The organism is Streptomyces sp. NRRL S-1813 (assembly GCF_000719605.1).
Lineage (GTDB): Bacteria > Actinomycetota > Actinomycetes > Streptomycetales > Streptomycetaceae > Streptomyces > Streptomyces decoyicus.
This window is the reverse complement of sequence record NZ_JOHB01000028.1, coordinates 59,536-70,390: the sequence shown is the minus strand read 5'-3', so window position 1 is coordinate 70,390 and position 10,855 is coordinate 59,536. Positions and strand designations below refer to the sequence as shown.

11 protein-coding genes are annotated in these 10,855 nt (G+C 71.9%); 2 read left to right on the top strand and 9 right to left on the bottom strand.

Translation table 11 applies throughout. The annotated features are described in order from the left end of the window. Positions 1 to 11: 11 nt before the first annotated feature. From IF67_RS0129985 to IF67_RS0129950, 8 genes are all read right to left on the bottom strand, one after another. Positions 12 to 1,220 (bottom strand): acyl-CoA dehydrogenase family protein, encoded by a 1,209-nt coding sequence (locus IF67_RS0129985; protein WP_030990960.1) that lies wholly within the window; start codon positions 1,218 to 1,220, stop codon positions 12 to 14. Then, on the bottom strand, positions 1,217 to 2,182 hold the full coding sequence (locus IF67_RS0129980) for a 3-hydroxyacyl-CoA dehydrogenase NAD-binding domain-containing protein (RefSeq protein ID WP_030990959.1): 966 nt from the start codon (positions 2,180 to 2,182) through the stop codon (positions 1,217 to 1,219). Before IF67_RS0129980 ends, IF67_RS0129985 begins: the two co-directional genes overlap by 4 nt. A gap of 27 nt (positions 2,183 to 2,209) precedes the next feature. Next, complete coding sequence (locus IF67_RS0129975) at positions 2,210 to 2,947, bottom strand: acetoacetate decarboxylase (protein ID WP_030990958.1); 738 nt, start codon at positions 2,945 to 2,947, stop codon at positions 2,210 to 2,212. A 12-nt stretch (positions 2,948 to 2,959) separates the two neighbouring features. Further along, positions 2,960 to 3,772, bottom strand: a complete 813-nt coding sequence (locus IF67_RS0129970) for a crotonase/enoyl-CoA hydratase family protein (protein WP_051818716.1) — start codon at positions 3,770 to 3,772, stop codon at positions 2,960 to 2,962. A 59-nt stretch (positions 3,773 to 3,831) separates the two neighbouring features. Then, positions 3,832 to 5,001: a CaiB/BaiF CoA transferase family protein gene (locus IF67_RS0129965; protein WP_030990956.1), complete on the bottom strand. Its 1,170-nt coding sequence runs from the start codon at positions 4,999 to 5,001 to the stop codon at positions 3,832 to 3,834. Positions 5,002 to 5,148: 147 nt separating this feature from the next. Then, positions 5,149 to 6,054: a LysR family transcriptional regulator gene (locus tag IF67_RS0129960; RefSeq protein WP_234341424.1), complete on the bottom strand. Its 906-nt coding sequence runs from the start codon at positions 6,052 to 6,054 to the stop codon at positions 5,149 to 5,151. Between the two features lie 69 nt (positions 6,055 to 6,123). Then, the gene (locus IF67_RS0129955; RefSeq protein WP_051818714.1) at positions 6,124 to 6,600 is read right to left on the bottom strand and encodes an acyl-CoA thioesterase; all 477 of its coding nucleotides are present in this window, start codon (positions 6,598 to 6,600) and stop codon (positions 6,124 to 6,126) included. 108 nt (positions 6,601 to 6,708) lie between these two features. Continuing rightward, positions 6,709 to 7,938, bottom strand: coding sequence for a S1 family peptidase (locus IF67_RS0129950; protein WP_030990950.1), 1,230 nt, complete (start codon positions 7,936 to 7,938; stop codon positions 6,709 to 6,711). A gap of 103 nt (positions 7,939 to 8,041) precedes the next feature. Between IF67_RS0129950 and IF67_RS0129945 the strand changes: the two genes are divergently transcribed. Next, a complete protein-coding gene (locus IF67_RS0129945; protein ID WP_107050324.1) occupies positions 8,042 to 8,584 on the top strand; it encodes a cell wall hydrolase in 543 nt (180 codons plus the stop codon). A 93-nt stretch (positions 8,585 to 8,677) separates the two neighbouring features. Here the strand turns inward: IF67_RS0129945 and IF67_RS0129940 are convergent, their stop codons facing one another. After that, complete coding sequence (locus IF67_RS0129940) at positions 8,678 to 10,054, bottom strand: hypothetical protein (protein WP_030990944.1); 1,377 nt, start codon at positions 10,052 to 10,054, stop codon at positions 8,678 to 8,680. Between the two features lie 203 nt (positions 10,055 to 10,257). Here IF67_RS0129940 and IF67_RS0129935 point away from each other — a divergent pair, with 203 nt between their 5' ends. Next, the gene (locus tag IF67_RS0129935) at positions 10,258 to 10,827 is read left to right on the top strand and encodes a hypothetical protein (protein WP_234341420.1); all 570 of its coding nucleotides are present in this window, start codon (positions 10,258 to 10,260) and stop codon (positions 10,825 to 10,827) included. Positions 10,828 to 10,855: the final 28 nt, after the last annotated feature.

The following is a 10,855-nucleotide window of genomic DNA, read 5'->3' as shown; positions in this document are numbered from 1 at the left end:
GGCCGGGAGGGTCAGACGAAGGCGCTCTCGCCGGTGATGGCCTTGCCCACGATGAGGGTGTTCATCTCGCGGGTGCCCTCGAAGGAGTAGATGGCCTCGGCGTCGGCGAAGAAGCGGGCGACGTCGTAGTCGAGGACGATGCCGTTGCCGCCGAATATCTCCCGGCTCCAGGCCACGACCTCGCGCATCCGGGCCGTGACGAACGCCTTGGCCAGGGAGGAGTGCTCGTCGCGGAAGATGCCGGCGTCCTGGAGGCGGGCCAGCTGGACGAGCATCCCCCAGGAGGCGGTGATGTTTCCGAGGCTCTTGACCAGGAGGTCCTGCACCAGTTGGAAACGGGCGATCGGGCGGCCGAACTGCCGGCGCTCCGTGGCGTAGGCGAGCGCGAGTTCATAGGCGCCGATCATGACGCCGAGGGCCTGCCAGGCGACGCCGCTGCGGGTGGCGCGCAGGATCTCCGCGACATCGCGGAAGGAGTCGACCCGCTGGAGCCGGTCGGCCTCCGGGACCCGGACCTCGGTCAGGGTGAGGTCGGCGTTCTCGACGATGCGGAAGGCGGTCTTGTTCTCGATCTTGGCAGCCGAGAAGCCTGGGGTGCCCCGCTCCACCACGAAGCCCTTGACCTTGTCGTCGGCCTCGTCGCGGGCCCAGACGATGACCAGATCGGCGAAGGTGCCGTTGCCGATCCACCGCTTGGCGCCGTTGAGGATCCAGTGGTCGCCGGCCCGCCGCGCGGTGGTGCGCATACCGCCCGCCACATCGGAGCCGCCGAGCGGCTCGGTCATGGCGAAGGCGCCGATCTTGTCGAGGGCGGCCATCGCGGGCAGCCAGCGGTCGCGCTGCTCCTGGTCGCCGCCCCGGTAGATGCTGTACATGGCCAGTCCGTTGTGGACGCCGAAGAAGGTCGCGGACGAGGCGTCGGTGCGGGTGTACTCCATCGACAGCATGCCGACCAGGAGATTGCTCCCGGCGGGCAGCGGGTCGCCGTACCCCTCGTACGGGACACCGGCGAGGCCCAGCCCGCGGAACCTGTCGATCAGTTCGCGGGGGAACTCCCCCTTCGCCCAGGCGTCGTTGACCAGCGGCTTCACCTCGGTGCGCATGAAGTCGCGGGCCTGGAGGAGGAGTTTGCGCTCATCCTCGGGCAGCAGGTTCTCGTAGCCGTAGAAATCGGCGGTGAGGCCGTCGGACAGCGGGGCCTCGGGGTGGGTGGCGGTCATGACCGGGTCTCCTGGTTCTGCTTGCTGGTGGTGCCGGCGTCCTTCAGGGCGGCGAGGACGGCGAGCTGCTTGCGGTCGCGCTCCCGGCCGAGGTCGCGGTAGGAGCGGGAGCCGTACGCGTCCTCCACGGCCCTGATGAGCCGTTCGGTCTGTTCGGGGTTCTGCTCCGGGCGGCCGAGGGAGTCCCACATCCGCTGCATCGAGGGGCCGATGTGCTCGGCCATGTGCCGGTAGCCGCCGGGGCCGCCGCCCAGGTGGGCGCCGAGAAAGGGGCCCACCGCCGACCAGCGCAGTCCGAGCGAATTCACCATGATCGCGTCGAGTTCGGACGGGCTGACCACGCCCTGTTCCACCAGGTGGATCGCCTCACGGCTGAGCGCGTTCTGGAGGCGGTTGCCGACAAAGCCGGGGATCTCCTTGCGCTCCACCACCGGCACCCGGCCGACCGAGCGGTAGAACTCCACCGCCCGGGTGACGGCGTCCTCGGAGGTACGCCTGCCGGGCACCACCTCGACCAGCGGTACGAGGTGCGGCGGGTTGAACGGATGGCCGATCAGGATGCGCCCGGCGTCGTCGAGCCGGTCGGTGAATGCGGTGGACGGGATGGCGGAGGAGGAGCTCAGCAGGAGTGCGTGGGAGGGGGCTTCACGGACCAGGGTGGCGAACAGCTCGCGCTTGAAGTCGGTGTTCTCCGGTCCGTTCTCCTGGACCACATCCGCCTCGCGTACGGCCTCGGTGACGCCCTCGGCCAGGTGGACCCGGCCGGCGAGGCCGGTGCTGTCGAGGCCCTGCCGGGCCAGTTGCGGGGCGGCTTCGGCCAGTGCCTCGTCGACGGCTTCGGCGAGGTCGGGGCGCGGGTCGGTGACCCGTACCCGCAGTCCGTGCCCGGCGAACAGGGCGGTCCACGAGAGCCCGATGGTCCCGGCGCCGATCACCGCCACGGTGGGGTGGGTGTTGCTCATGGCAGCTGCTTCTTTCCGTGCGCGGGGTCAGCGCGCGAGGTAGTCGTGCACCGGCTCGACCGGCGCCAGGGTGAGGTCGGCGAGGAGGTGGCTCGCCGAGACGATCTCGCGGACCGGCAGATCGGCCAGCGGGGCCAGCACATGCGCGCTCAGTTGCAGCCGGGCGGGGCCGGTCCAGGCGCCCTTGACGACCAGGTCGCTGATCTGGGTGCGGACCAGCTGGGCCACCTGCGGGGCTCCGTCGTAGCCCGGCACCAGCTTGAGCATGAAGGTGGGAACGGTGATCTGCGCGGCCGCCTCTTCGGGGTCCAGCTCTTGGTGCTTGTAGCCCATGGTGGCGGTCGCCACCCGGACGGTGCCGTAGTCGAGGACGCCGACGAGCGCGCCGTGGTCCACGTACAGGGCGGGCGCACCGATGGTCTTGGGGTAGGCGCTCGCCTCGCGCCCGGATGCCGTGGCCGCGAAGTTGTCGAGGTACATGGCGTGCAGGTACTCCCCGCGCTCGCCTTCGTGGCGGACCGGGATCGCCTGACCGGATTCGGTGTACGGCCCGTACCCGGTGACATCGCCCATCCGCATGACCTCGAAGCGGACCAGCGGCTCGTCGATCTCCAGTGGCTCGGGGACCACCGCGCGCAGGGCGTCGTAGTCGGTGCGGTAGACGATGTTGAGGTACTCGCGGTGGGTGAAGCGCGGGATGACGGGTGGATACGCCGGGTTGATCAGGGGGGTGGCATGGTGCCGGGTGATGTCGTGCTGCTTCATGGGGTGCTCCTCCTACTTGCCCTGCCAGACGGGGGCACGGCGCTCGGCGAAGGCCGTCATGCCTTCCCGTACGTCGGCCGAGGCCGCGAGTGCGGCCATCTCCTGGCGCTGGGCGGCGAAGGCGGCCGGCTCGGGTGTGCCGTCGGCGGCGTGGGCGATCTTCTTCACGGCGGCGAGGGCGAGCGGGGCGTTCGCCGCGAGCTGTGCGGCCAGCTCCAGTGCCGTGCCGACCGTTTCACCGGCCGGGACGACCCGGTTGGCGATCCCGAGCAGACCGGCCCGCTCGCCGGAGACCGGCTCTCCGGTCAGCAGCAGCTCCATGGCCAGGTGGTAGGGAATCCGCTTGGGCAGCCGGATCGCCCCGCCGCCGGCCGCGACGAGGCCGCGCTTGACCTCCGGCAGGCCGAACCGGGCATCGTCGGCGGCGACGATGAGGTCGCAGGCCAGGGCGAGTTCGAAGCCGCCGCCCATGGCCCAGCCCTCGACGGCGGCGATCAGCGGCTTGGGCGTCACGGTCTCGGTCAGCCCGCCGAAGCCGCGGCCCGGGATGTCGGGCGATTCACCGGCCAGCGCGGCCTTGAGGTCCATGCCGGCGCTGAAGGAGCCCCCCGCGCCGGTGAGGACACCGGCGCGCAGTGCGGGGTCGGCCGCCAACTCGTCGAGCGCGCGGGCGAGTCCGGCCGCCACGGCCGCGTTGACCGCGTTACGGGCGCGGGGCCGGTCGAGGGTGATGAGGAGGGAGGTGCCGATCCTCTCGGTGCGTACGTCGGGGGTGGGGTCCGCGGGACGGGTGCGGTCGGGGGTGGCGTCCGGTGTGCTGGGCATGGCCCGGGTCCTTCGGTGGTCGGGGTGTGGTGCGGGGCGGGCGACGGCGTGGCGGGCCGTCACCGCCGGGTGGCGGCGAGCTCGTCGAGGACTTCGTCGGTGTGCTGGCCGGGCAGCGGGGCGAGCCGCCGGACCGAGCCCGGGGTGGCGGAGTAGCGCACGGGGATGCCGACCGAACGGATCGGGCCCTCGCTCGGGTGCTCGACCACGTCTAGGAGGTGGCCGTCGCGGACGTAGGGGTCCTCGGCCGCCCGGTCCAGCTCCAGCACCGGCGCCATGGGAATACTGTGCTTGGCGCAGACCTCTTCCCACTCCTGGGTGGTCAGACTCGGCGCGCACCGGGCCACCAGCTCCATGAGCGGGTCGACATCGGCGTCGTCGATGGCCGGGCCGGTCACCCGCGGGTCCTCGGCGAGGTCGGGGCGGCCGGCGGCGGCGAAGAAGTCCCGGAAGTTCTGCGGGTTGTACGGCACGACGCAGGCGAGCCCGTCGGCCGTGGGCACGGCCCGGTGGCCGCGCTTCATCGACAGGGGGAACCCGGTGGAGCCCTCGGCCGGCTCGTAGACATGGCCGGACAGGTGCTCGACGAGGTTGAAGGCGAGGAGGGTGTCCGTCATGGGGACCTCGATGTGCTGGCCGCTGCCCGTGCGGTCGCGGTGCACCAGCGCGGCGAGCACCGCGTAGACGATGGTCAGCGCGGCGACCTTGTCACCGATGATCGTCGGCAGGTAGACGGGACGGCCCAGCGCGCGGTGGGCCACGTCCACCAGACCGGAGGACGCCTGCACCGTTTCGTCGTAGGCGGCGTGGCCCGCGCGGTCGGAGTCGCTGCGGAAGCCCTGGGCGTGGGCGTAGACCAGGCCGGGGTGGCGCTCGGCGAGGTCGGCGTAGGTCAGGCCGAGCCGGGCCAGGGCACCGGGGCGCATGTTGGTGATCAGGACGTCGGCGGTGCCGATGAGCGCCAGTGCGCGCTCGTGGTCGGCCTCGTCCTTGAGGTTCAGCGAGACGCTGCGCTTGTTGCGGTTGACGTTCAGGTTGAGCGGTGTCATCCCGGGCGTGGTCCGGTACCGGCCCGACCGTACGGTGTCCGACGGCGACTCGATCTTGATGACGTCGGCGCCGAGGTCTCCGAGGATCTGGGCGGCGTAGGGGCCCATCACCACCGTGGACAGGTCGATCACCCGTACACCGTCCAGCGGGCCGTCGGCGCTTTCGGTCGTGGCGTCCATTGTCGCTCCTGCGGAAGTAGCTGTACTGCGAATCTTTCTGTCTTCGACGTTAGGCGAGATACCGCGGAATGAGAACGATCAAGAAACGAAGAAGGGCATGACCACAGTGGTCATGCCCTTGGCCGCGGATGCGGGAGTGCGCGCGAGTCAGGCGAGGAGTTCCTCGGCGAAGATGCGCCGCGCCGCGGTGACGAGCTCTTCGAGATCGCCGCCTGGCCCCGCCCGGTCCTCACGGAAGAGCAGGCCGGTGGCAAGTTCGGCCTGGAAGTCGTCCACCGGCAGCACGGTGACATTGTCCAGCCGATAAAGATGCATCGGACTGTCCGGAGAAAGCATCGTCATCGAGAAGGCAATTCCGCCGGACACCAGTTCCGAGGTACCCGCGTAGTCGGAACTATTGATGCGAATTCTCTTCTTCAGGCCCGCGGAATTCAGCCGCGCATCGATTTCATCGAAATATGCGGGCATGGCCTCGGGGGCGGTGGCCACATAGGGCAACTGCTTCAGTTCGTCCAGGGTGACCGACTCCCGGCCTTCGAACCGGTCGGCGGGGACGGCCGCCCCGAGCCGTTCCCGCATGACCTCGATGACGCCGAGCGCGGGGTCAGCGACCGGCAGCCGGGCCAGCGCGAGCGCCAGCCGGCCGTCGCGGACCGCCCCGGCGAGGCCGGTGGAGCGGCCGGGCCAGCGCTTGAGCTCGTACGTCTCCCGGCAGGCGTCCTCCAGCTCCCGGACCCGGGCGCGGAGATCGGGATGCACGCCGGAGGGCATCCCGATGAGCAGGGTGGCGCGCTGCGGACGGACGGCCTCACGCAGCCGCCAGGGAATGGAGTTGACGCGTTCGAGAACATCGCGCGCCATCGGCAGCAACGCGGCACCGGCCGGAGTCAGCTCGACATGGTGGGTGGTGCGGTCGAAGAGCGGCTGGTTCAGCTCCCGTTCGAGGTCCTTGATGCGCTGGCTCAGAGGAGAGGCCGCCATATGCAACTTGCGTGCCGCCTGGGAGAAATTGAGCTCTTCGGCAACCGCCACGAAGTAGCGCAGGTGCAGCATGTCCACACGCCCACACTACCCGGGCCCGCCGGGGCCTTTCGCACACCGGAGGGCCCAAAAACGCGCTCGTCAGCCGTCGGCGAGACCGAGCAGCGAGGGGTCGTCGGCCAGGTCGCGGAAGGCCGCCCGCGGGTCCTTGAGCAGCTTGCGCTCGGTGAGGTCGAGCAGCCCGCAGACCGCGCTCACCTCGGCCGCCACCGTCCCGTCCGTCTTGCGGATGGTCTGCTCGATGCGGAAGGTTCTGCCCTCGCCCCAGACGAACGCGCAGCTGACCTCGACCTCGTCACCGGCCCGCAGCTCCCGCCGGTAGCGGATGGTGGTCTCGACGGTCACCGGGCCGACGCGCCGGTCCACCATGGCGCTCTGGCGGATGCCGCTCGCCTGGAGCAGCGACCAGCGGGCGTGCTCCGCGTACTGGAGATAGACGCTCTGGTTGAGATGGCCCTGGGTGTCCGTCTCGTAGCCGCGCACCGTGATCCCGACGGCGAACGGCTCCGCCGCGTCCGTACCCGCTGCCGTGTCCGCCGCCTGCGCCGCTTCCGCCACGATCTCTCCCGCTCCCCGTAGGCGCCGGTCCGCCGCTCGGACGCACCCGGCCTCATGACCACCGGCCTCCATCGTAGGCGGCGGGGTCCGGCGGGCGGCGGGCGCCCGTCAGGGGCTGCCCGTCTTCAGCCTCAGGTTCCACTTGGCCAGGGCCTCACCGACCGGCTGGAAGATGGTGAGCGTGGGACCGCCGAAGTTGCCGCAGGTGGCGGCGCCGCCACCGGAGTGCACGCCGAGGGCCATCGGGGCGTTGGGCTGGGTGACATACGAGCCGCCCGAATCTCCGGGCGCCGAACAGGCATTGGTGAGCGAGAGCCCCTCGATGACCGTGTTGCCGTAGTCCACCGTCTGGTCGACCCGGGTGATCTCCCCGCAGTGCCAGCCGCTGCTCTGCCCGGAGTGGCAGATCGACATCCCCACCAGGCCCTCCTGGGAGCCGGTGACGGTGACCGGCAGACCGCCCTGGCCCGCCACGTACGAGCTGACGGTCCAGCCCGGCTGGTCGACCCCGACCAGCCCGAAGTCGCCCTCCCGGCCGTTGATGCTGTGCCCGCCGCCCTGGTTCGAGGTCCCCATCCTGCTGCCGTCCTTGCCGTACGCCGCCTGATCGGCGGTGAGGGTGCAGTGACCGGCCGTCAGAAACCCTTGGAAGCCCCCCGGCCCGTCCACCGTGAAGCCGATCGAGCAGATGCCCTCGGAGCCCGGCGTCCAGCGCTCGCCGCCCACCACCGAGCCGCCCTGCTGACGCGGCGTCTGGTTGCTGCGCTCGACGGTGACCGGGATCTTCGCGCGCGTCCCGAGATCGCGGACGGCCTTCTCGAAGGCATCGGTCCGGGCGGTGTGCCTGGTGCGGTCGATACGGACCACGGCGCCGTTGGCGCGCTCGTCCACGCCCCACCCCGTCACGCCCGGTACGCCCTTGCCGGCCCGGCCGGTGATCTGCCGCACCAGTGCGGTGAGCGCGGCGCGGCTGTGCGGCACCGTCTTGGGCACCGCCCCCGCGGACCGCACCCGCTGTGCGTCGGCCGCGCCGGTGACCGCGACGACGAGCTTGCCGGTCGTCTTGTCGAACCACATCCCGGCGGGCGGTGCGCCGAGCGCCCGGCGTACGGCGGCCGCGGCGCGATGGGCATCGGTCTCCTGCGCGAGCCGGGTGCGCACCTGTTGCGCCGTCAGCCCGAGGTCCCGGCGCATCGCGTCGAGCATGCCGCGGGGCGAGGGCTGGGGCGAGGGGTCGGGCCCCGGCACGGCGTGCGCCGGGCCGAGCGGGCCGGCGGCCGCCAGGACGGCGGCGACGGTCGCGCCCCAGAGAGCTGCCTTGCGAAAGCGGCGTTCCATCGGGGATCTCCTCGCGGTGTCGAGTGCACGTCGGATCCGATGCGTCGAGACTGCTCGACACCGGGGCGTGCGGCACGGGGGAGATCCCCTGCATCATGGCGTGGTGAAGTGTGAGCCCGGCCGTCAAGTCCCCACCGTCTACGGGGCGGTAGCCTTCCGGCGGCTGCCCGAGGCGCTGCGCAAGGTGACCTACTCGGGCGCCCGCCATCCGGGAGCCCGGACACCTGAATGCCCGTCACACACCCTGCACGGGACGGCCGATGCACCCGGCGGCGGTGCCTCCGACACCTTCGCCGACCTGGCCGACGGCGCGAACTGCCAGCGCTACGCCTATGCCGTGCTCCGCCACTTCGGCCTGCTGATACCGCCGTTGCGCTCGGCGGAACTCTGGGCGGACGAGCGGTCGACCCGACGGGCCGACTCTCCGCGACCGCTGGACCTGGTGCTGTTCGACGGCGGGCCGGTCGACGGCCGGCCGCCGGGGTACGGCGCGCATGTGGGCGTGCACCTGGGGCCGGACCAGGTGCTGCATCTGTGCCGGGAGGCCGGCCGGCCCGCCGTATGGCGCTATGCGGACTTCGCGGCGCGCCCGCGCTACTGGCGGTTCCTCGGCGCCAAGCGGGCGGTGGGCGCCGAGGCCGGCTGAGCGCCCGGCGGCCGCGGGCCCGAAGCGCTCACCGTGCCGGGGCCCGGAGCGCCCGGCGCCCCGGGCCGCTGACCGTGCAAGAGCGCCCGGCGCTCAGAAACCGCCGCCGAAGCCCCCGTCGCCTCCGCCGCCGAAGCCGCCGCCGTCACCGAACCCGCCACCGCCGCCGTCGCCGAAGCCGCCGCCGAAGTCGTCGGAGTTGAAGTCGGCTCCGGAGGAGTCGCCGCCCTCGGCGCCCGTGGGCCCGCCGAAGCCGGCGCCATAGGCGTCGGTCGACCACATCATGTTGCCGAGCAGCGTGCCCACCAGGAGGCCGGGCAGCAGTCCGCCGCCGAAGTAGCCGCCGGCCCAGGGGCCGTAGGCCGGGCCCGCTTCCCAGTAGGGGCGGTCGCCGCTCGCGGTGCGGACCGTACGGGCCAGCGGCTCCCGGCCGTCGTCCAGCCGGCTCTTGTCCGCGGCGCAGACCGGTACGGTGCGCTCCGCTCCGCCCGCGGGTGCCCAGGCGGCATCGACGACGGACGGGCCGTGCCGCGGATCGAAGAAGCAGGGCAGCCGGCGCTCGGGCAGCGGCCTGCCCTCACGTCGCGCGGCAAGGGTGGCCAGCGAGAACCGGCCGTCCTCCAGGGCCTTGGTCACGGCCTGCACATCGCCGGGGTGCTCGGCCGCCGCCATCGACGACTTGGCGCCCTCGTACGCGTCCAGCGCATGGCTGTAGTCCGCGCGCATGTCGTCGTCGGCGCCCGGCTCGCCGGGGTGGAAGTCGAGCCGGTCCAGCTCCTCGCCGAACGCGGTGATGTCCTCGTCGACGACGACCCTCAGGTCCTCCAGTGCGGCCCGCTCCTCCTCGGCCCGCCTTCTGCGGTTGCGGCGGGCGATGGCGTACGCGCCGCCACCGCCGACGACCACCAGCGCACCGAGGCCGATCGCCGTTCCGGTGTCGAAGCCCGAGCCGCCGGAGCCGCCGCCCCAGGACGAGGGGGCCTGGCCCTTCGCCGACTGGGTCGCGGTGTCGACGAAGCTGTTCAGGCGGGCGTCGACGCTCGGGTACTGGGAGCGCTTGACCGAGCCGACGAGGTTCTGCACCGCGCTGTGCGACATCACCCGCGGGTCGGCGCCGGCGTTGAAGCCGTTGCCGAGCTCGACGGCGTAGACGCCGCTGATGCCGACCTTGGTGCGCAGGTCCCGCAGCAGCGTGCTGGGCTGGTACTCGGCGGCCCGGGGCAGCACGGCGACGAAGACCGGCTTGTTCGCGTCCTTGATTTTCTTGGCCAGCGCGTCCGCCTGGGCGGAGGAGAGCTGGTCCGAGGCGCGGGGATCGACGTAGACCGGGCCCTTCTTGAGGGCGGTCGCGGCCTCGTCGAGCCCGCCGGCGGCACGGGCTCCCGGTGCCGTCGCGGCGATCACCGCCAGCAGTGCGGCCACCAGCAGGAGCACCGGTCCGATCAGCGCACGACGCGTTGCGGTCTTCATGTATTCGACGCTACCTGAACCGCACTTTCAGGACATCACCGATGCAGGGGTCGATCCCGTCCGCAGTGGGGGATTCTCCCCCGCCCGCGGAGGGCTGTCGCGCTGGAGATGTCCATCCAGGTGGTCGCTCCGCGCGTCGTTTTTGATGCTCAGAGTGCCGGGGATGTTCCGGCTCGCCACTCCCCCGAGGAAACGAGGAGACGATGTGCAGGGCCACCTCGATGGCCACCAATCTCGCCGTCGCCGTCGCCGCCACCGCCGTCGGATGCATGTTGGTGATCTCGCTGGCGCCGTCGCGCCCCGACACCGGCAAGAACTGGTCCTCGGACGGCAGTCCAAAGGCCGCCACGTCCGGCCACGCGGGCTCGGCCGCGCGGGCCGCCACCTCCGCCCTCGGTGCGGACCCCGCCCTCGACGCGACCACCGCCGGCGCCGGCCCCGGGGAACCCGCTGAGTTCGCCTCGCCCCCGACGGGACGGATCGAGGTGACCGCGCCGCAGCCCGGTGTCGACTACAAGGCGAACGGCAGCTTCACGGTGGCCTGGAAGAACAGCACCGGCGAGGAGGTGGACGTCTGGCTGCGGACGGCGACGGGGCCGGGCCGGTCGCAGCGGGTGGCCCTGGTGGTGCCCCGGGCGGACGCCGGACCGAACGGTGAGGCGATCGTGACGCTGCCCAAGGTGCCGCCGGGCCCCCGCTACTTCCTGAAGGTGTCCACCGCCGGTGACGGCGCGGTCGGCGATGTCAGCCGGACCTTCGCCATCACCGAGTGACCGGATGCCACCGGCCACGAAGGAGGTG

Excerpts from the sequence above, each read along its gene's own strand:
- IF67_RS0129985 (WP_030990960.1), bottom strand. The coding sequence starts at position 1,220 with ATGACCGCCACCCACCCCGAGGCCCCGCTGTCCGACGGCCTCACCGCC.
- IF67_RS0129980 (WP_030990959.1), bottom strand. The coding sequence starts at position 2,182 with ATGAGCAACACCCACCCCACCGTGGCGGTGATCGGCGCCGGGACCATC.
- IF67_RS0129975 (WP_030990958.1), bottom strand. The coding sequence starts at position 2,947 with ATGAAGCAGCACGACATCACCCGGCACCATGCCACCCCCCTGATCAAC.
- IF67_RS0129970 (WP_051818716.1), bottom strand. The coding sequence starts at position 3,772 with ATGCCCAGCACACCGGACGCCACCCCCGACCGCACCCGTCCCGCGGAC.
- IF67_RS0129965 (WP_030990956.1), bottom strand. The coding sequence starts at position 5,001 with ATGGACGCCACGACCGAAAGCGCCGACGGCCCGCTGGACGGTGTACGG.
- IF67_RS0129960 (WP_234341424.1), bottom strand. The coding sequence starts at position 6,054 with ATGCTGCACCTGCGCTACTTCGTGGCGGTTGCCGAAGAGCTCAATTTC.
- IF67_RS0129950 (WP_030990950.1), bottom strand. The coding sequence starts at position 7,938 with ATGGAACGCCGCTTTCGCAAGGCAGCTCTCTGGGGCGCGACCGTCGCC.
- IF67_RS0129940 (WP_030990944.1), bottom strand. The coding sequence starts at position 10,054 with ATGAAGACCGCAACGCGTCGTGCGCTGATCGGACCGGTGCTCCTGCTG.
- IF67_RS0129935 (WP_234341420.1), top strand. The coding sequence starts at position 10,258 with ATGTGCAGGGCCACCTCGATGGCCACCAATCTCGCCGTCGCCGTCGCC.